At 54.2% G+C, this 20,243-nt stretch carries 13 protein-coding genes and 1 pseudogene; 8 read left to right on the plus strand and 6 right to left on the minus strand.

Annotation, left to right across the window (positions count from 1 at the left end; translation table 11 throughout):
- Positions 1 to 66 precede the first annotated feature (66 nt).
- From QRN61_RS15985 to QRN61_RS16000, 4 genes are all read left to right on the plus strand, one after another.
- The gene (locus QRN61_RS15985; RefSeq protein WP_210557110.1) at positions 67 to 576 is read left to right on the plus strand and encodes a sigma-70 family RNA polymerase sigma factor; all 510 of its coding nucleotides are present in this window, start codon (positions 67 to 69) and stop codon (positions 574 to 576) included.
- Positions 576 to 1,538: a FecR domain-containing protein gene (locus QRN61_RS15990; RefSeq protein WP_285374150.1), complete on the plus strand. Its 963-nt coding sequence runs from the start codon at positions 576 to 578 to the stop codon at positions 1,536 to 1,538. Before QRN61_RS15985 ends, QRN61_RS15990 begins: the two co-directional genes overlap by 1 nt.
- A gap of 67 nt (positions 1,539 to 1,605) precedes the next feature.
- Complete coding sequence (locus QRN61_RS15995; protein WP_150370554.1) at positions 1,606 to 4,008, plus strand: TonB-dependent receptor; 2,403 nt, start codon at positions 1,606 to 1,608, stop codon at positions 4,006 to 4,008.
- 134 nt (positions 4,009 to 4,142) lie between these two features.
- On the plus strand, positions 4,143 to 4,658 hold the full coding sequence (locus QRN61_RS16000; RefSeq protein WP_285374151.1) for a cupin domain-containing protein: 516 nt from the start codon (positions 4,143 to 4,145) through the stop codon (positions 4,656 to 4,658).
- Between the two features lie 259 nt (positions 4,659 to 4,917).
- On the opposite strand, the pseudogene QRN61_RS16005 reads toward QRN61_RS16000, so the two are convergent.
- Positions 4,918 to 5,162 (minus strand): annotated as a pseudogene (locus QRN61_RS16005) (IS3 family transposase); the annotation flags it as partial.
- 1,173 nt (positions 5,163 to 6,335) lie between these two features.
- Between QRN61_RS16005 and QRN61_RS16010 the strand changes: the two are divergent.
- The 4 genes from QRN61_RS16010 (at position 6,336) to QRN61_RS16025 (ending at position 13,504) form a co-directional block, all read left to right on the plus strand.
- Positions 6,336 to 7,376: a fimbrial protein gene (locus QRN61_RS16010; RefSeq protein WP_285374152.1), complete on the plus strand. Its 1,041-nt coding sequence runs from the start codon at positions 6,336 to 6,338 to the stop codon at positions 7,374 to 7,376.
- Between the two features lie 452 nt (positions 7,377 to 7,828).
- Positions 7,829 to 8,953, plus strand: a complete 1,125-nt coding sequence (locus QRN61_RS16015) for an efflux RND transporter periplasmic adaptor subunit (protein ID WP_285374153.1) — start codon at positions 7,829 to 7,831, stop codon at positions 8,951 to 8,953.
- Positions 8,954 to 8,970: 17 nt separating this feature from the next.
- On the plus strand, positions 8,971 to 12,081 hold the full coding sequence (locus tag QRN61_RS16020) for an efflux RND transporter permease subunit (protein ID WP_285374154.1): 3,111 nt from the start codon (positions 8,971 to 8,973) through the stop codon (positions 12,079 to 12,081).
- A gap of 16 nt (positions 12,082 to 12,097) precedes the next feature.
- Positions 12,098 to 13,504 (plus strand): efflux transporter outer membrane subunit, encoded by a 1,407-nt coding sequence (locus tag QRN61_RS16025; protein ID WP_285374155.1) that lies wholly within the window; start codon positions 12,098 to 12,100, stop codon positions 13,502 to 13,504.
- Positions 13,505 to 13,767: 263 nt separating this feature from the next.
- Here QRN61_RS16025 and QRN61_RS16030 read toward each other — a convergent pair whose 3' ends face one another.
- From QRN61_RS16030 to QRN61_RS16050, 5 genes are all read right to left on the minus strand, one after another.
- Positions 13,768 to 14,397, minus strand: coding sequence for a response regulator transcription factor (locus QRN61_RS16030; RefSeq protein ID WP_285374362.1), 630 nt, complete (start codon positions 14,395 to 14,397; stop codon positions 13,768 to 13,770).
- A 167-nt stretch (positions 14,398 to 14,564) separates the two neighbouring features.
- Positions 14,565 to 16,988 carry a fimbria/pilus outer membrane usher protein gene (locus tag QRN61_RS16035; protein WP_285374363.1) on the minus strand — a complete coding sequence of 808 codons (2,424 nt, stop codon included), beginning with the start codon at positions 16,986 to 16,988 and terminating at the stop codon, positions 14,565 to 14,567.
- A gap of 151 nt (positions 16,989 to 17,139) precedes the next feature.
- On the minus strand, positions 17,140 to 17,859 hold the full coding sequence (locus QRN61_RS16040) for a fimbrial biogenesis chaperone (RefSeq protein WP_285374156.1): 720 nt from the start codon (positions 17,857 to 17,859) through the stop codon (positions 17,140 to 17,142).
- A gap of 52 nt (positions 17,860 to 17,911) precedes the next feature.
- Positions 17,912 to 18,502, minus strand: a complete 591-nt coding sequence (locus tag QRN61_RS16045; RefSeq protein WP_285374157.1) for a fimbrial protein — start codon at positions 18,500 to 18,502, stop codon at positions 17,912 to 17,914.
- Positions 18,503 to 18,734: 232 nt separating this feature from the next.
- The gene (locus QRN61_RS16050; protein WP_285374158.1) at positions 18,735 to 20,210 is read right to left on the minus strand and encodes an aldehyde dehydrogenase family protein; all 1,476 of its coding nucleotides are present in this window, start codon (positions 20,208 to 20,210) and stop codon (positions 18,735 to 18,737) included.
- Positions 20,211 to 20,243: the final 33 nt, after the last annotated feature.

Genomic DNA, 20,243 nt, shown 5'->3' on the forward strand with positions numbered 1-20,243 from the left:
GTGTCCCAAGCGAAGTTAAATAGAATCAGTCTCATTTGAATCTAACTTCGCGCAGGGTCTCTTGAGATGATTGAAGCCGCCACGCCATCCGAGCAGAGCCTGCACGCGCTGTACCGCGATCACCGAGGCTGGCTGGAAACCTGGCTGCGTCGACGCATGGGCAACGCGTGGGATGCGGCTGATCTGAGCCAGGACACCTTCATGCGCGTGCTGTGCAGCGCGCAACCGATTGCCGACATGCGTGAGCCCCGCGCCTATCTGCTGACCGTGGGCAAACGTCTGCTGAGCAACTTCTACACCCGCCGCAGTCTGGAAAAAGCCTACCTCGAAGCCCTCGCGCAACTGCCGGAGGAGTGCGTGCCATCGCCCGAGCAGCGTTGGCTGCTGCTGGAAACCCTGCAAGCGCTGGATGAGTTGCTCGATGGTTTGCCCCGAGCGGTACGTCGGGCGTTTTTGTGGAGTCAGCTTGAAGGCCTCGGTTACCGCGAAATCGCCGAGCGCCTGCAAGTGTCCGAGCGCACCGTCAAACGTTACATGGCGCAGGCCTACGAGCATTGTCTGCTGGTGGAGCTTTGATGCGCGTAGCCCCCAGCGATGAAGCCCGCGAAGTCGCCCGCGCCGCCGCGCACTGGCTGGCGTTGATTGAGTCCGGCGAAGCGGGCGCTGACGATCATGCGCAATTGCAGGTCTGGCGCAACAGCGATAGCCGGCATGAACACGCGTGGCAGAAAATCCAGCGCTTGCGCGAACGGTTTTCCGCTCTGCCTTCTGCGTTAGCCATGGCTACGCTGGATCGTCCGGATCCTGCGCGTCGGGCCGCGCTGAAACGCGCGCTCGGCATCGCGGCACTGGTGCCGGCGGCCTGGCTGCTCAGTCGGCAACTGCCGCTGGATGTCTGGCGCGCGGATTTGCAGACGGGCACCGGTGAACGCAAAAAATTGCCGCTCGCCGATGGCAGTTCGTTGCAGCTCAATACCGACAGTGCCGTCAATATGGATCTTGCTGCCGGTCAGCTCACGCTGGTGCGGGGAGAGATGGCCCTTGATGTACCAGGCAACTTAGCGCTGATCATCAATCTGCCGTTCGGGCGGATCATCGTCAGTCACAGCGAGATTTGCGTGCGTCTCAATGAGCGTGACTGCAATGTGTCGGTGGTCCGTGGCTCGGTGCAGTTGCAACCGTCAAACGGGCCAGCGCTGATCCTCAATCAGGGCCAGCAGATCAGGCTGCAGGCGTCTGGTGCGGGTGTTGTCCGAGCGTTTGACGCCTCGATGCCGAGCTGGCGCGACGGTGTATTGATGGCGCAGAACCAGCCACTGGGGGATTTTCTGCGCGAATTAAGCCGTTACCGCCCTGGCGTGCTGCGCTGGGATCCGGAGCTGGAGGCGTTGCGCATCACCGGCAGTTTTCGCCTGGATAACACCGATCAAGTGCTCTCGCTGTTGGCGGCCAGCCTGCCGATCGAAGTGCAGAAACGCACGCGCTTTTGGGTCTCTCTCGTTCCGCGAAAATTATCCCAGTCCAAAAAAACAGTCTGAGACCTGTCCCTTTTTTTCGCCTCGCTGGTCATTCCAGGCAAGTGAACCAAATCGAGAGCTTTTTCCTATGCCTGCAGTATTTCCAGGTCGTTTGCGTCCGTTGTTGCAGTTGAGCCTTTTGTTGAGCCTGAGTGCCAGCCCCCTGTTGATCCCCAGCAGTTGGGCGGAAAGCGCCGACCGCCGCGGTTATCAGGTGCCGGCCGGCAGCCTGGGTGCTGCGCTGACCCGTTTTGCCGGACTGGCCGGGGTCAATCTGTCGGTAGATCCTGCCCTGGTCAGCGGGCGGAACAGCAATGGTTTGTCGGGTGAGTTCGGCGTGGAGGAGGGCTTCACCCGGTTGTTGCTGGGGTCCGGTCTACAGCTGCAACCGGCGGGCGAACGTGCTTACACAGTCATTCCGGCGCCAGACGGCGGTAGTCTGGAACTGGCACCTACTTCGATTCTTGGATCGACGGGTAGCACGGATTCCGAGGTTTTTGCCGGTGGGCAGGTGGCGCGCCGTGGTTCGCAAGGACTGCTGGGTTCCAGGGATTTCATGGAGACCCCGTTCAGCATGACCACATACACCAGCGAAACGGTGAAAAACCAGCAGGCCCGCACTCTGGGCGATCTGATCGCCAGCGATCCCTCGGTGCGTGCGACCAACCCGGCAGGCGGCCGTTATGAGCAATTCACCATCCGCGGTTTCAGCCTGTTCAACAGTGATGTTTCCTACAACGGGCTCTACGGGGTTCTGCCCACTTACACGATCGACATGGAAATGGCCGATCGCGTCGACATCCTCAAGGGCCCGAGCCAACTGATCAACGGGATTTCGCCGCGGGGCAGTGTAGGAGGGGGGATCAACGTGGTGCCCAAGCGCGCCGGCGATCAGCCGAATACATCGCTGACGGCCAGTTACGCCTCGAACAATCAGCTCGGCGGCGCCGTCGATATCGGTCGTCGGTTTGGTGAGGACAACCAGTTCGGCCTGCGTTTCAACGGCGTCAAACAATCGGGTGACACTGAATGGGATCACCAGAGCGTCGATCGCGACATGGCCGTGCTGGGCCTGGATTTTCGTGGTGAGCGCCTGCGGCTTTCCACCGATATCGGTCACACCGAGCGCGATACCGATGCGCCGCAAGAACGTGTGCAGGTCGGTGCAAACGCTAAAGTTCCGGATGCTGATGATGTGCGCGACAACTACGCGCAACCCTGGAGCCAGGCGCGAACCAAAGATACGTTTGGCACGCTCAATGGCGAGTTCGACGTCAGCGATTCGGTCATGTTGTATGGCGGCGTCGGCGCACGTAAAAGTAATCACGATTTCCTTCGGCATGCGGTGTCGGTGACCAACGACGCCGGCGATTTCAGCGTTCAACCGCGGGATTTCACCCGTGACGAAAATGTCCGGACCGCCACGGCGGGTGTACGCAACTGGTTCCACACCGGACCGGTCAGCCACGAGGTCAACCTGGCGGCCAGTTACTTCTACATGGATTTCGAAAATGGTGGCGCGCGGTATGCAGCAGGGCGCAGCAATCTGTATGACCCGGTGGAAACCGCAAAGCCGCGCACGCCAACACGCTACGACGCCAGGGTCTACACGGAAAACCGCTTCAGCGGCGTCGCACTGTCCGATACGCTGGGGTTCTTCGATGATCGCCTGTTGCTGACCCTGGGCGCCCGCTGGCAAAGGGTTCAAGTCGACGACTGGAGCGGTGATGTGAAGGGCGACACAGCCTATGACGAAGAAAAACTCTCGCCATCGGGCGGCATTCTGTTCAAGGCGACGGACAAGCTCTCGCTCTACGCCAACTACATGGAAGGCCTCAGCCAAGGGAAAATTGCGCCATCGACGTCGATCAACGAGGATGAAATCTTCCCGCCTTTTATCAGCCGACAAGTCGAAGTCGGGGCCAAATATGACGCGGGTTCGTATGCGCTTACAGCGTCTGTGTTCCGGATCAAACAGCCTGCTTATGAAACCAACGCCTCGACACGAGTCTTCGGCCCGAACGGCAAACGACAAAACGATGGTGTGGAATTGAGTGTGTTCGGCGAACCGTTCAAAGGGTTTCGATTGCTCGGCGGCGTGATGTACATCGACAGCGAACTGACCCAGACCACCAATGGAACCTTTGACGGTAACCGCGCGCCCGCGACCCCTAAATACAACGTCAATCTCGGCGCAGAGTGGGATGTACCCAATGTGCAGGGGCTGACGCTGACAGGCCGTGGAATCTATTCGAGTTCGCAGTATCTGGATCAGTCCAACCAGAAGGAAATCGACTCATGGGAGCGATTCGACGTGGGGACGCGCTACGCCTTTAAACTGGACGACAAGACCATCACCGTACGCGCCAATGTCGAGAACGTATTGGATAAACGCTATTGGAGTTCGGCGGGCGCATCAGATGACAGCGAACCCGGTTTGACGCTTTCGACGCCACGGACTTATCTGCTATCGGCAACGGTGGATTTCTGAATTGCTTTCTTGAATAAAAGGGTCGCTTAAAAGAAGGGTAAAATCTTCTAAATTCAGCGATCTTCTGTTAACTACACTAAATAGCCGTTTAGTAGAGCTATCGTAAAATACGCCGCCATCCACCGGAGCAGAGCATGTCTCAACGCACAGTAAACGCACAGGCCTTGATTCAGGCGCTGGATCTGCAATCTCACGTGGAAGGCGGTTACTTTCGCAGAACCTATCAGGCCGATCATAGAGAGATGCTCGATACCGTCGGTGGCCCACGGTACCTGATGACATCGATTTACTACCTGTTGACCGAGCAATCACCAGTGGGCCAGTTTCATTTCAATCATTCCGACATTGTGCATTTTTTCCATCTGGGCGATCCCATCGAGTACAGCATGATCCATGCTGACGGCTCGCTGGAAACGCTGGTAATGGGCAACGACATTCTGGCGGGACAGCATCTGCAAATGCACGTGCCTGGCGGAATCTGGAAAGCTTCGCGACTGCTCGAGGGAGAACATGGATTTGGATTGGTCAGCGAAGCGGTGTCGCCGGGATTTGATTTTGCGGATATGGAGATGGGTGATCGACGCAAACTGATTGCGCAATTTCCACAGCACCGAATGCTGATTGAAAAACTGACGCGGAATGCTGATTGAAGGTCGCCAATTGCAGGCAAGGCCGAGGTTTTGAAAAGAGGACTCAGGGTAAAACTCTGGATTGAAATCTGGCGTGCAACCGGGCTAATCCAGAAACATCTTGTTACGTGTAATGTATATTATGTTAAACCACGTATTACGCTACGCGCCTTCCTGCACAAACGTCTGTCTCACTCCAACAATCTCTCCAGCACCCTATAGATCTCACTCGCGACTGCGGAAAATCGATACTTTTCCCACGAAACTCTTAGCCAACCGGTCAATTAATCCCGGACACGAAGTTAAGTTTTTTCTCGGTCTGAGCTGGGCCCGTCCGTTGTTGAATTGGTGCGGTCTAATTCAGTTGCACTGATGCATCAGCTAATGACGGATATCGCGGTGCGCCTCTTGAGCTTTCATGTAGCCCACCGTCAGTATCCATTCATTTTTCGAGCTGCGAAACACACGCTCTATCGGCGAGTTATGCCAGCAATTTCCACTATGGGCTTTGCTTTGGCGCATGCGTGCGCCTGCATTGTCTTGATCCGTCACGAGGTGACCGAATCACAGCTGATTTTAAAGATTTTCTTTATAATTTGATTCCACAACTTGACTACTTTTAGTCAAACGCTGTCAAGTAATGCTCGATAAACTCACGTAACTCCCCTCGCCGTAGTGGTTTTTGCAAAATGCCCCGAAGCGGAATTTTATGGGTTTTCGCCCAAAGTAAGAGGCTTTGGCGTTGTCGGGAGTTTGCATCAGCGATAGCGATTATCGTGGCAACTGACCGGTATTTTGTAATCGCTTGCAGAGAATGCGCATCGACTTCGGAATCTAGCGCGTCGTAAAGCAGATACTCATAACGTCTACCCTCATCCAACAATGCCATTACCTCGCTAACTTGGTTGCATAAGCTGAGGGTGTAAAAACCCAATTTGTTGAGTGCGTCTGCGTAAACGAATAGCGAACTCGAATTTTTGCTGAGTATGACAACCTTTCCCCTGCTCGTGCGCACTGACTGCTCCTCAAAAAAAGGAAAGAAATTAGCGCCCGCCGAAGCATCTGCCTATCAGACGAGTCTTATTTTTGTCCAGATTCATCTGATTGGTTGCAAACACAGGAAACAGGAACAATACACCCTAACTTACATCCCCTCGCCTTTAATTGAAATCAGGGTAGCTTTCGGCTTCCACAAGTCTGGTCGATGTGGCAGCGCGCGCATTAGGTTTGCGATAATCCGCGCCTCACCCTCCTCCCCGCATCATTTGATGGTGGCGGCCTCAATTCGGATTTAAAAGCACCTCCTGAGCCGACATATTTTCAACAATTTATGCAGTTTCCCAGGCGGTAAGCAGAGAAATTTGGTCTCGCCACTGTAATCAATCGTGGAAATTCCACCTATTATGGGGGGCGTTTGCTTGCGTAACATAGATTCAATACGTCATGTAGGGAAAATCCTACAGCTCCAATAGAATTCTCTGTGTGGGTAGAAGGATTCTGGCGGTTGGTGGCAAGTGTGGATCAAGTAAAATTATTTTTTGAATTTGCTTACCCTGCGCGCATTTTCTTGGCAACTTCCGCGATGGTTGTCGCTTGCTTGCAGCACGACAGCAAATTCGGCACGAGTGAGACCTCAAAGCTGAATAGAGGTTTTTCTATAACATTGAGACCATTTCTTAAGGGTGGATTGGGCTGATAATGCATATACCCAGTGTTAACAAAGTAAAATTACAATTTTTGCTCCTATTGTTCTTTTCGCTTTTTTGTTTATGCAGTGAGGTGCAGGCTACCGAGTGTACGTATAATAGTTCCCAAGTAAGTTTACCGCCAATAGTGGGATTCGCTACAGGCGACGGTTCTGGAAAAATTATTTCTAAAAATTGGCACGAGGTGTTTACGCCGATCGCACTTGATTGCGTAACCAGTCCGACCGCAAAGGAAAGCCTTCAAAGTATCATAAGAAGTACTGCGACAGATACTGGGAAGCGCATTACATTTGAAGGCAAGAGCTATATAGCATATGCAACTGGACATCCTAAAATCGGCGTTATTGCAGAGGTTGGGGATGTTACCCCGTACACACCTCTAACTAGCTCATTTCAAGTAATCGCCGAGGTAGTTAGAGCGAGCGGGACGCGGTTTACTTTAGGGTCAAAAGTTAGAGTTCGGCTTGTGGCGTTAGATTATTTACCGCCGGGATCATATGTTTTGTCTGGAATTCCGAATCTCTCCTGGCACGGCGTCAGAAATAAAGTCACCCAAACTTATATTGGGGCTGGCGTTGTTTCTGTTTCAGGCTCTAACGTTTTGGTTGAAAACAAGGCGTGCGAACTCAAGACCCCAGGAACTGTAATTCTGCCGAAGATAGACATGAGCCGAATTAGTTATTCGCAGGGGGTTGATTTCAACATGACTTTAATTTGTGCTGGTGCTGGCTATCCTTTCATGGTGAGTTATGAGATGAGCGATGTTGGAAACTTGAAAAATTCTACAAGCATATTGACCCCAGGGGGAGGGGCTGGAATGGCCAAAGGGATCGCGCTGAAGATATATGACGATTCAAAAGAGGTGTCACTTTCTCCTCCTGCGAGTTTAATTAATGTGCGTACTTTTGGCAATATTCCCGAAGAAGGCGGGACTGTCACAAAAAACATGAAAGTTCGCTATGTTACTACTACAGCTACAGCCATGCCTGGTCGAGTTACTGGAGGGGTTACCATAACGCTGTCTTATAAGTAATATTTCACCCTCCCCTTCGATGACTTGGAGTTAAATCAAAAACGCTATATGGCTTATCTCAGGCCGCATTATGGCTATATAAAGCAATGACACGGCTTGCCAGCAGTCTAATTCGTTGAACTGCGCTGACCTTGTGGCCGCAAATCGAAGCGGCATCTTGAGTGATTTATACGCCTTGCCAATATGTCAGAGACCATTCATGGGCCTTTATGGACGTTTGCGAAAGAACCTTGGGGTTTGGCGCATGGAGCCTGCCAACCCTCGCCCGTTATCATTTTATCGTCATTTCAAACCCTCCACCGAGTGAGCGATATCGGCTTGCCTCAAGCGGTTAACAAGGGATCCGGAGGACTGGGCGCTCTGTCCCACATTCTGATTCTTCATCGAAACGATCCGGTTATTCCTCGCCTTTGAGTGAGGGATATTTCTGCAAATCAAGATAAGTAAAACATATGAATAGAACACTCAAACGATGGGCGGGTGGCACTGTGCTGCTGGCGTGTGGCAGTGCCCTTTCCGTCACCATACTTTGTGCGAACTCGAACATTGCACAGGGCGAAACGCAAACTGTAAGCCCGGCGATAAAAGTTGCAGTAGCGATGGTCTCCCAGGATGAGCAAGTCGACATGCTCAGTGGCATTGGCGAGCTTGAAGCCACTCGTCAGGTCAAGGTAACCGCCGAATTAAGCGGGCGCGTTACGGCCATCAGTTTTCGTGCCGGAGATGTTGTCAAAGCGGGCCAGGTCTTGGTCCAGCTCAACGACGCTCCGGAACGAGGTGAGCTGGCGCGCCTGAAAGCGCAGTCAATCAATGCCAAATTGCGCCTGCAACGTACGCAACACCTGGTTCCTCAAAAGGCCGCTACACAGGAGCAGCTTGATCAAGCGCAGGCTGATTACCAGGTAATTCAGGGCGATATCACCCGTGTTACTGCACAAATCGATCAAAAACGAATCAAGGTCCCCTTTTCGGGCGTGCTGGGTGTGCGCACGGTCAACCTTGGTGAGTTTGTCCACTCAGGTACGGCGCTGGTTTCTCTGACCGACGCCGACACTCTGTTTGCCAATGTAACCCTGCCAGAGCGTGACATCGCGAAGTTGAAACCCGGTCAGGCCATGCAGGTTGCTGTTGATGCCTATCCCGGTCGTACCTTCTTCGGCAGGGTCAGCGCTCTTGAGCCACGTATCGACCCAGGTACAAGAACGATGCTGGTGCAGGCCACGATCCCAAACTCAGAAAAACTGCTGACGCCCGGCATGTACGTGAAAGCCAGCATCGTATTGCCAACCCCTGAACGAGCCCTGAGCGTTCCGGAAACCGCCGTGAGTTACAACACCTATGGCGACTTCGTCTATGCCGTGGAAGGTAACGATGAAAAAACGCTAAGTGCACGCTTGGTTCAGGTCAAGACCGGTCAACGTTCGCACGGGCGTGCCGTACTGCTTGACGGGGTCAAGGCCGGAGACCGGGTCGTGACTTCCGGTCAATTGCGCCTGAGCAATGGCGCTCACGTCGAAATCATCTCTCAGGACAGCGTGTCGCTCGAAACGGCACCCAAAACTGACGTAGATAAGTAACAGGCGAACTAACTGTCATGAAGTTTACTGATCTTTTTGTCCGGCGCCCGGTATTGGCGCTGGTGGTGAGCACCCTGGTTCTATTACTAGGGTTGCTTGCCGTCAATCAATTACCCGTTCGGCAATATCCGCTCACTGAGAGCGCCACACTGACCATCACCACTCAGTACCCGGGCGCCTCGCCGCAGTTGATGCAAGGGTTCGTGACTCAGGCGATCGCGCAGTCGGTGGCCACTGTCGAAGACGTTGATTACATGATGTCGACCTCGACTCAGGGCCGCAGCGTGATCGTCGTGCGGATGAAGCTCAATGCCGACTCGAACAAGGCAATGACGCAAGTGATGGCCAAGGTCAACGAGGTCAAGTACCGGCTGCCGGCCGAGGCCTATGACCCGGTCATCGTGAAGTCTTCCGGAGAGGCGACTGCTGTTGCTTACGTCGGATTTTCTAGCCCGACCCTATCAACTGCGGCGTTGTCGGATTACGTGACACGTGTGGTGCAGCCGCAGCTTTCGTCCATTGAAGGTGTCGGCAGCATCGACCTCAATGGTGGGCAGAAGATGGCCATGCGGATCTGGCTGGACGCCAACCGCATGGCCGCTCACGACATTTCGGGCGCCGATGTCGCGCAAGCGCTGCGTGATAACAACGTACAGGCGGCCCCGGGCCAAGCCAAGGGGCTTTACGTCGTCTCCGACATTCAAGTCAACACCGACCTGGTCAGTGTGAGTGAATTTCGCGATCTGGTGGTCAAGTCCACGCCCGTTGGTATTGTTCGTTTGAACGATATTGCCACCGTCGAGCTGGGCGCAGCCGCCACGGACACCAGCGCCACCATGGATGGCGTCAACGCGGTGTTCTTCGGACTGAACGCGGCCCCGAATGCCAACCCTCTGGTGATCGTCAAAAAGCTTAACGAACTGCTGCCGGGTATCCGTCAAAGTCTACCGGCCGACGTCAAAGTCGCCGTGCCTTTCGAACTGGCGCGTTTTATCAAGGCCTCTATTGACGAAGTATTGGGGACGCTGCTGGAGGCGATCATCATAGTCGTGGTGGTGATCTTCCTGGCGTTGGGATCTGTGCGTGCGGTCATCATTCCGGTCATTACCATTCCGCTGTCGATGCTCGGTGCCGCGGCATTCATGGCGATGTTCGGTTTCAGTATCAATCTGTTGACGCTGTTGGCCATGGTCCTGGCGATAGGTCTGGTGGTGGACGACGCCATTATTGTGGTGGAAAACGTTCATCGGCATATCGAAGAGGGACACTCCCCTGCCCGTGCTGCTTTGATTGGTGCACGCGAAGTGGCAGCGCCGGTGATTGCCATGACATTGACACTGGCCGCAGTCTACGCGCCGATCGGCCTGATGGGCGGTCTGACGGGCTCGCTGTTCAAGGAGTTCGCGTTCACGCTGGCAGGCTCAGTAATGGTGTCGGGTCTTATCGCCTTGACGCTGTCGCCGGTCATGAGTTCGTTTTTGCTCGACAGCAAAATGAGCGAAGGTTGGATGGCCCGTCGCGCAGAGCAATTTTTTCACCATCTGGGTGAGGCTTATTGCCGTGTGCTGGATATTTCCCTGCACCAACGATGGATCACCTGCATCGTTGCCTTGGTCGTGATCTTGAGCGTGCCGGTGCTGTACAGCCACACCAAAAGCGAACTCGCACCGCTTGAGGACCAGTCCACCGTACTGACCGCGATCAAGTCCCCACAGAATGCCAGCATCGACTACGTCGAAAAGTTCGGTCAGAAGTGGAACGAGGTAATGGTCACCCTGCCGGAGCAAAGCAACCTTTGGTTGATCAACGGGATCAATGGAGTTTCCAACAGCATCGGCGGCGTGAACTTCGTCGAGTGGGAGAAGCGCGAACGCAATGCCGATCAGATCCAACTCGACATGCAAAGCCGCGCCAACGACATTGAGGGCAGCAACGTTTTTGCCTTCCAGCTGCCATCGCTGCCCGGTTCCACGGGGGGCTTGCCGGTACAGATGGTGCTCAAGAGTGCCAGCGACTACAAAGTCGTTTACGAAGCCATGGAAGAGCTGAAAAGCGCCGCTCGAAAAAGTGGCCTGTTCATGGTCGTGGACAGTGATTTGGACTACAACAACTCCGTCATCCGCATCAAGGTAGACCGATCCAAGGCTAACAGCCTGGGTGTGACCATGAAAGCCATCGGCGACACGCTGGCCGTACTGGTGGGTGAAAACTACGTCAACCGCTTCGCAATGGATGGTCGCTCCTATGATGTTATTCCGCAGAGCTTGCGTAATGAGCGTCTGTCGCCTGAAGCGCTGTCGCGTTTTTACGTGACCAGTGCCAGCGGCGGACAAGTACCGCTGTCCAACTTGGTGGAAGTCTCGACAGGTGTCGAACCGAACCAGTTGACGCAATTCAACCAGTTGAACTCCGCGATTCTGCAAGCGATTCCCAAACCAGGCGTGAGCATGGGGGAAGCTGTGCAGTTTCTTGAAGAACAGACCAGCAAACTGGCCCCTGGATTTACCTGCGACTGGCTGTCGGACTCACGTCAGTACCATCAGGAAGGTGCCGCGTTGTACATGGCATTTTTGTTCGCCATCATCGTGATCTACCTGGTGCTGGCGGCGCAGTACGAAAGTCTGCGCGATCCACTGATCATCCTGATCAGTGTGCCGATGTCTGTCTGTGGTGCGTTGATTCCTCTTGCCCTGGGCATGGCCACGATGAACATCTACACCCAGATCGGCCTGGTGACGTTGATTGGACTGATCAGCAAGCACGGCATCCTTATGGTCGAGTTTGCCAATGAAATCCAGATTAAAGAAGGCCTGGATCGTAGCGCCGCAATTCTGCAGTCGGCGAGGCTGCGTCTGCGACCGATCCTGATGACCACCGCAGCCATGGTGACCGGTCTGATCCCGCTGCTGTTCGCCTCGGGTGCCGGGGCGCACAGTCGCTACGACCTGGGGCTGGTGATTGTCGTGGGTATGCTGGTAGGGACTGCCTTCACCTTGCTGGTCTTGCCGACCATATATTCCCTTATTGCCGTGGACCATCGTGCTGCGGCCAACAACCCCCGCACGCTTGAATTGGCAAGTACCGCCGAGGTGCCGACCAGCGCAAACCCGGGAGCCGATCATGCTTGATCGAGGAACCTTTCCCATGCGTATGCTTTATCTCCTGCTGTGCCCGGCCGTGATGGCCGGATGCACCGTAGGTCCTGACTATAAACCGGTCAGCAACAAGCCGATCACCCTTACACAGCAGTTGCCCTCGCAGCTGTACTCTGCAGATCGTCTGCAACAGGACTGGTGGCGCCAATTCAAGGACAGTCAACTAGACGCCTTGATCGAGCAGGCACTGGCCAGCAACTACGACATCCGAATTGCGCAAACCCGAATGAGCGAAGCGCGTGCGATGCTCGATGAGCGCGAACTCGACAAGTGGCCGACGGTGACCGCCGGTGCAGACTATTCACGCAGCATGTCCCAGGTCAACGCCGGCCCTATTGGTGAGCGGAACCTCAGCAAAACCTACAGCGCGGGGCTGGATGCGCAGTGGGAAATCGACCTGTTTGGCCGATTGAAACGACTAACGCAAGCTGCTGAGGCTCGCAGCGAGGCGGTCGCGGACGATACGCTGCAAGTGCGTATCGTGGTGGTCGCAGAAGTGGCCAATAACTACTTCCAATGGTACGGCGCTCAGCAACAATTGAGTGTGGTGCGTGCCAACCTGGCCAACCAGGACGCGGCCGTGACGGTGGTGCGTAGTATGGTCGAACACGGTCGCGGTAATCCCGACGAACTGGAAAGCGCAGAAGCATTGCGAGCGAGCATCATGGCGTCTCTGGCGCCGCTGCAAACACGCAGCGACTTGGCGCGCTTTCGTCTGGCGGTGTTGGCCGGTGTACGCCCTGATCAATTGGTAGCGCTGGAAAAAGCGACTCCTCTGCCGCCACTGGGCACGCGTTTGCCCATCGGTGACATCGGCGATCTTCTGCGCCGTCGACCCGATGTGGCGAGCGCTGAGCGCACGTTGGCAGCGACCAACGCCGACGTGGGCGCGATCACCGCCGAACTCTACCCTCGCATCGACCTGGGTGGTTTTCTGGGTTTTGTTGCCTTGCGCGGCGGCGATTGGGGGCGTGGCAGCAGTCGAGCGTTCAGCGTCGTACCATCGGTCAGTTGGCCGGCGCTGCACCTGGCAAGCGTGAAAGCACGACAACGAGCCGCTCAGGCCCACTACCAAGGTGCTCAGGCACAGTATGAGTTGGTCGCCTTGCGTGCCATCGAAGAGATTGAAGCGGCGTTGACCACTTACAGCCAATCGCAGGAGCGGCTTCGCCATCTAGCCGAGTCCGCTGAGCACAGTACGCAGGCTGCTTCGCTGGCCGGCATTCGCTATAAAGCGGGACAAGCATCGTATCTGGTAGAACTTGACGCGCGGCGTAACTTGTTCGCCTATCAGGATGCCCTCGCCCAGGCTGACACCGCGACGTTCCTCGATGTGGTGTCGTTGTACAAGGCACTGGGCGGTGGCTGGCAGGCTCCGCAACCTGCCAGCAACTGAGACCTGCGCCAGAATTGCCATTTCTAACTTTTCCATTAACCGCCAAAAAAACGTGTACGACGCCTTGTTCGGCGTCGTACACGGGGGCTGAGAGTATCAAAAATGGGAGTTCGCTTCCCCAACCTGCCTTTCACTGAATGTTGGCACTGAGCGCGCGATCTATCCGCGCAAGGCAAGTAGCTGACTGAAGCTTGGGGGCGTTTGTGGAGGTTGAACTACAGCTGTTACGTAGCCATAAAAAGCACGCATTGCGCGTGCTCCTGTCACACCAAGCCGTTACGCTTGGCGAGTTCTCCGAGGGCAATCAGGTTTTCCACGCTCAGCTTGCGCTGCAGGCGAACGCGATACGTGCTGACGGTCTTGTGATTGATCATCAATTCATCGGCGATGTCTTGATTACCCATTCCTCGTGCCAACAACTTCAGCACTGTGATTTCACGATCCGACAATTGTGCGATCAATAGAGCCTCCTGGCTCGCTGCCTGGTTATTGTCGCGAAGTTGATGAATGGTGTTGGCGGGGAAATAGCTGTACCCGGACAGCACGGCTTTCACCGCGCTAACCAGATCATCGAGGCTTTCATCCTTGCACACGAAACCCGCCGCCCCCGCCTGCAAAGAGCGCATGGCGAAGTTGCGGGTGTCACCGGAGGTAAGGATCAATACGCGAGTGGAAATGCCGATAGCCTTTAAGTGAGCAATCACTGCGAGGCCGTCCATTTTAGGAATACTCAGGTCTAGAATAACCAGATCCGGGAGAAGTTTGCGGATACGATCGACGGCATCGACGCCATTGTCGACTTCCGCCACGATTGTATATCCCTCTCCTTCGAGCATTACACGAACCGCCATCCGCATCAGTGGATGATCGTCGACTATAACTATACTACCCATTGTCGAATATCCTTCGATATTAATATTGGCAATTGGTGCGGACTGCCTTGAAGAATACACTGATTTCACAAATGGCGCTGCGATACAGGCGTCAGTCATATACCAACGTTATGAGTACAGATCAATTATGCGCTGCAAAAGCAGTGAAAAATACTCTACGGCGCTGGCTAATTAATGCATTTTTCATCAAATTTTTCATACATCAGATCTTTATTCGCCTTCGGCACATCATATAAAACATCGCAACTTCCCTTGCTCCACTTGACATTGAAGGCTCCCTTGTCAGGTATTCCGAATACCAATAAGCGAGAGGCGTTATCGACACTACCAAGCAATCGCCCATTTTCTCCGTAGGCCTGTGCGCCGAATGGCAGCTTCTGGCCATCCCCCAGGCGCAAGTCGAATTGGATTCGACGGCCGGATTCTGCTTCGAATCGGCGCTTGACCACTGCGCCCCGCGTTGGCACAACCTGGCCGGAGGTTTCGGCAATTTCAATCCCGCTACCAAACGTCGAAGTTTCCAGGTTGATCCAGTTGTAGCGATAGGGCTGGGCGAACGGGACGACGGCATAACCCTTGCTGTCAGTGCGCACTGCGTTGGTGGAATCGACGCCAATACCTTCGGTATTCGGCACTTCAACCAATGCAAATGTCTCGCCCACCGGCTGTCCGAAGGTCACCCCCCCGCCGTGCACTACTACCGAACCAGATGCGCCAAGGTCCAAGTGCTTGTTGTCGCGGCCTTGCCCAAAGTTGCCACCCACTTTCGCCGTTGGTGTGTCCCAGTTGAGACCCACACTGGTGGAGCGCCCCGCTGTTTTGCTTTGGCTGGCCTGGGCCGAATAGTTCAGAGTGTTATGTTCATTCAGGCTGCCGGACAGACCGGTTTGAATGGACGAGTCCCCTTGATTCGATGCGGTAATGTTTGAGTACATGCGCTGCGTGCCACGGCTGCCGCCAAACGGAATGCTGATAGACGCCGTCATCTGGTTGTCAGCGCCCTGATGGCTGCCCTGTTGTTCGGTGCGGGAAACGGCGAAGCTGTAACTAATATCCGAATAATTGCTACCGTAACCGAACTGCCAACGTCGCGTACTGCCCTGCCGATTCCAGTAACTGGTTTCGCCCAGACTCAAGAACAGCGACCCACGTCCCGACAGAGACTGGTTGACATTCATGTCGAACCGGCTCTTCTGTCGCCCGTAATTGCGTGCGCCAACCTGCTTTTGATCTTCGACATGCTGGCTTAAGGTGCGATAGGACTCTGTGGAGTAACGGTAACCGACCATCGTAAACGTGGTATCGGTCTGGCTCAGTGTCTTGGAATACAGAAACCGCGCACTCTGACCGACATCCTTGCGCCCTGCCTGGTTCTGAGAACTGCTGTTGGTCACGTCGAACGACAACCCGCCCCAAGGGGAGTTGACGCCTACCCCGAGGTTCAACGCTTTGTAGTCGGCCGCTGCGATCAGACCGCTGTAGCCGGTAAAGTTATCGGTGGCACCGTAAACCAGAGTGCCCTGGGTGAACTTGGGCGCAGCCTTACCGTCAGCCTGATACTCACCCGCCGCCAGGCTGTATCGCATGGAGCCTCGGCGCGCCATGACCGGCAGGTAGGAATAGGCCTGTGAATACTGACGCTCACGCCCATCCGCTTCAATGATTTTGATGGTCAGGTCGCCGTTCGAACCACTGGGGTAGATGTCAGCAATCTCGAACGCCCCCGCCGGCACGGTCGTGGAGTAGATGACGTAGTTGTTCTGGCTGATCTCGACCGTCGCGTTGGTCTCGGCGATACCTCGTACAACCGGTGCGAAGCCCACCTCATCATCCGTCAGCATGCCCAGTTCCGAGTGAATCTGTGCACCACGAAAACGCACACTGTCGAAAATATCGCCTTGGGTAAAGAGCTCACCTGCCGCCAGCTTTCCTTTCAAGCTGCGGACATCACGCTCAACGTAGGTGCGGTTGCTGCTGAATTTTTCACGCACGCCCGTTGACCCGGAGATCGACGACTCGTTACGAAATCGCCATGCCCCAACGTTGAAGCCATTCCGCAAACCCACATAACGATAGTCATTGCTATAGCCGCTGCTGATATTGCGGCTGAAGTTGGTCTGGTAGTTGGTATAGAAGGCCGTCACCCCGTCATCCCACAACGAAGGGTCGACATAGCCTCGGGACTGATGGCGGATATAGGCTTGCGGCATGCTGATCTGCAAGGCCAACGCAGTCACATCAAACTCGACATTGGCACCGGGAACCATGGCGGCTACATCAATAACCGTAGCGTCATCACTTTTCGCCGGAATCAGTTTTTCTTTCGCGAGACGGTCGATGTCCACGCCAATGGCTTTAAGCACGCCCAGTTGAACAACAGGCACGACTTCACCACTTTTACCAGTGGTGGAAAACTCAATGCTTTGGCGCAATATCAACGTCTGATTGAGATACACGTCAACATTATAATTTCCCGGAGCCACGGAACTGCCCTGTTCAAAGTATTTCAACTCGACGGCAGCACCCTGCTTACTTAGGAAAGAGCTATTAAACTCTACCGAATAGGCAGCCGTAGGCACGAAAACTCCCATCAAAATTAAACTTGACGACCCCAGGCCTCCGAGGGTAGTGACGGCACGTTGATCCCATGAACGAAACATCCGTATGTATTCCCGCTTCACAACTCAAACATTAGCGACTTAGAGGCAATGAACGGCAGCCGATAAGACGTGCTGATCAAAATCAACCAGATACTTTCATTGTGTGTTGCTTTGGTGCGCCGTAATCATCGAGCGAGTTGAATTCAACAACTGCTTCGGTTTGGGAAAAGGAGGCACTTCCCCCCGTTACCAGAAACTTGTCTTGTCCACCCGGCGCGAGCATCTTTGATTGCACCGCATAAGTCTTGCCTGCAAGTTTCAAAGATACCGAGCCAAAAGAAACGTGGTACTCAGATGGGTTGTTTGCCAGTAGCCAAAGTTTTCCACCCTCGCCAACCATTCTCCACTTCAGGTGATTGACTGACTCTTCCTGGGTACCCGACAAGCCTGCAGGACGATAAAAAAGCTTGATGCGCTGACGCACAGCTATTTGCAGCGTGTTCTCCTCTTCCGACATTTGCGGAATTTCCTGAACGCTGAGCCAGAACACCGATTCTTTATCCGAAGGAAGCCCTTGGCCAGAGTAGAAAATTCGCAAACTTTGCTGCTTCTTGGCCCCCAGTCGACTAAGTGCCGGGGTCAAGGCAAATGGTACTTCCTGATCGGAAGACGATGCGTCGGGGTCCACCCAAGACTGCACCATGATGTCTTTGTCACCATCATTTTTGACCATGATGGACGTTTCCTTGAGTTTCTGCGGATATATAATTCGCGTCCCACCCAAAGTAATACCGGCACTGGAGACGCCGCTGAAAAGCATAGCGAGTCCCGCCAGCGCACATGTCGCAATCGGCATTTTCATATTAAAAACCCTTAAGTTGGAGAGGTACTTTCGCACCTCATCCAGATGAAAATTATTCGTAAGTCAAGGTAAACGGCAATTCGCCGTTCGCTGTACCTGGAGTAATCGCTTCTTCGTTAGCCATATATGCCGCACGCATATTCAGGTTGGCTGTGTACTTGAAATCAGGATCGGTACCGGCTTTCACCAGCGCCGCGTTAAAAGTACCGTTACCCGCAAGATTGATCAGATTGTTGCTGCTGTCGTACAGAGCTATACCAACGCCTTTGGCAGTGCCCGTGGTTTTCAACAGATTGTTGTTTTTGGTGTCTACACCGGAACCGGAACTAGGGTCGAATTGAACTTTTACGGTGGTTAGACCGGTAGCAGTATTACCGCAATCAAGATTGATATTGATCGCAGTACCCGCCACGATTCCTGTAGGTGCACCGTTCAAAGAGTCGATACTGACTTTGCCCAGTTTGACGTCAATAACCTGTTTGCCTTTTCCGCCGGTTACAGAGGTGCCCGCACCTTGAGTTGCGCTGCAGGAGGCCGCAGTAATTTCACCAGTAAACTTGATGGTGCCATCCGAGGCCAATGCCGAAGTTGCGAACATGCCAACAATGGATGAAGCAAGAAGATGTCTGAGTGCAGTAGACACGAGTGGATTCCTTTATTTGTACGTTCGAGAGCAGATGAATTAACTCTTGCAGCAAGAGCCAGAACGACTGTCGCATATCCAGTTTCGTCGCCCAATTGCAGAAATCCGCCTACCCGTACTGATAAATCCACGAACACTGTAGGAATATTCCTACGCAACTCGTCGATTTTTGTTTGCACTGTTCAAAAAAAAACCGCCTTCCGAAGGAAAGCGGTTTTTGTTCAGCGATTATTCAGAGAGGTGAAAACCAGATATCAGGCAGTTCTGCCTGTACGGTAATGGTTTTGATCTGAGTGTAAGCATTTAGTGCTTCGCGGCAGAACTCTCGGCCGATGCCACTGTTTTTATAGCCACCAAACGCGGTACCGTCCGTAATGTTTGAATAGCGATTGATCCAAACGGATCCGGCCTCCAGACGCGATGCAGTCTCCATCGCGTGTTTCAAGTTGCTGGTATAGATACCGGAAGCCAATCCGTATTCCGTGCCATTGGCCTGGGCGATCATGGTTTCATAGTCGTCCCAAATGATCAGGGACAACACCGGGCCAAAAATTTCTTCCTGGCAGATTCTCATCTCATTACGGGCGAGCAGTATCGTCGGTTGAATGAAGTAACCGTGTTCACACCCCGCCACCACTGCCCGAGCCCCCCCCACAAGTAGTTCGGCGCCCTCCTCCTGCCCCAGTTTGATGTAGTCCAGCACGCGCTCGCCCTGACGCGCATTGACCAGGCAACTGACGCGCGAGTCCTCGGCCAGCGGTGAACCGATTTTCACACGCCTGAATGAAGCGATCAGTTTCTCGCTAAAAACGTCGGCAATGTCCGCATGAACAAATAAGCGAGTGCCGGCCAGGCAGGATTGTCCATTGTTATGAATGGCGGCAAACGTCGCGTTGTCGATCACCGCATCAATGTCCTCAATATCAGGGAACACGATATTGGCACTCTTGCCACCGAGTTCGAGTGTTGATGGCACAAGCCGTTTGGCGGCAACGCCGGCAATGATTCTGCCGACTTCGGTGCTGCCGGTGAACGACAGTTTTCTGACCAGCGGGTGCTCGCTCAGTGCCGCACCCACTACCTCTCCCAGGCCTGTGACCATATTCATCACGCCGGCCGGGAAAATCTTGTTGATCAGCTTGGCCAGCTCGAGCGTCGACAACGTGGCGTTTTCATCAGGCTTCAATACAACGGTATTGCCTGCCACCAATGCCGGAGCAAGTTTAAACGCTGCCATGATGGCAGGCGCATTCCAGGGAATGATCTGACCGCACACACCCAACGGCTCACGCCGGGCGATGGCGTAACCGCCTTCGATTTCGCGTCCGGAGTCTTCATAGGCCATCACCACCGAAGCGAAGTAGCGATAGTGGCGTACAGCTGTCAGATAATCTTTGCGCACTTCGCTGACGCACCGACCGACATCAAGCGCATCGATGATTGCGAGGCGTTCGCTGTTGCGCTCGATTTCATCCGCCAACAGATTGATCAGTCGGGCGCGCTGCTGCTGACCCAGATTGCGCCAGGCCGGGAAAGCGTTTTGAGCAGCAGCCACTGCGCGATCTACATCCGATTCCGTGCAATATCGAATGTAAGCCAAGTTATTGCCAGTTGCGGGGTCGACTGCGGCAAAACAAAATTCTTTTCCGCCTGTTTCTAACACTCCATTAATAAGAGGGCCGTAAGTTTTATCAAGCTCTACTTTCATTTAAACCTCATCGCTTTGCGTAACAAGCGGATA

It is taken from the genome of Pseudomonas sp. lyk4-TYG-107 (assembly GCF_030209055.1).
Classification (GTDB): Bacteria; Pseudomonadota; Gammaproteobacteria; order Pseudomonadales; family Pseudomonadaceae; genus Aquipseudomonas; species Aquipseudomonas putida_A.

Bases quoted from the DNA above. Each gene is read 5' to 3' on its own strand.
- QRN61_RS16035 (WP_285374363.1), bottom strand. From the start codon at position 16,988: ATGGGAGTTTTCGTGCCTACGGCTGCCTATTCGGTAGAGTTTAATAGC.
- QRN61_RS16040 (WP_285374156.1), bottom strand. From the start codon at position 17,859: ATGAAAATGCCGATTGCGACATGTGCGCTGGCGGGACTCGCTATGCTT.
- QRN61_RS16020 (WP_285374154.1), top strand. From the start codon at position 8,971: ATGAAGTTTACTGATCTTTTTGTCCGGCGCCCGGTATTGGCGCTGGTG.
- QRN61_RS16010 (WP_285374152.1), top strand. From the start codon at position 6,336: ATGCATATACCCAGTGTTAACAAAGTAAAATTACAATTTTTGCTCCTA.
- QRN61_RS16015 (WP_285374153.1), top strand. From the start codon at position 7,829: ATGAATAGAACACTCAAACGATGGGCGGGTGGCACTGTGCTGCTGGCG.
- QRN61_RS15985 (WP_210557110.1), top strand. From the start codon at position 67: ATGATTGAAGCCGCCACGCCATCCGAGCAGAGCCTGCACGCGCTGTAC.
- QRN61_RS15995 (WP_150370554.1), top strand. From the start codon at position 1,606: ATGCCTGCAGTATTTCCAGGTCGTTTGCGTCCGTTGTTGCAGTTGAGC.
- QRN61_RS16025 (WP_285374155.1), top strand. From the start codon at position 12,098: ATGCGTATGCTTTATCTCCTGCTGTGCCCGGCCGTGATGGCCGGATGC.
- QRN61_RS16000 (WP_285374151.1), top strand. From the start codon at position 4,143: ATGTCTCAACGCACAGTAAACGCACAGGCCTTGATTCAGGCGCTGGAT.
- QRN61_RS16050 (WP_285374158.1), bottom strand. From the start codon at position 20,210: ATGAAAGTAGAGCTTGATAAAACTTACGGCCCTCTTATTAATGGAGTG.
- QRN61_RS16030 (WP_285374362.1), bottom strand. From the start codon at position 14,397: ATGGGTAGTATAGTTATAGTCGACGATCATCCACTGATGCGGATGGCG.
- QRN61_RS15990 (WP_285374150.1), top strand. From the start codon at position 576: ATGCGCGTAGCCCCCAGCGATGAAGCCCGCGAAGTCGCCCGCGCCGCC.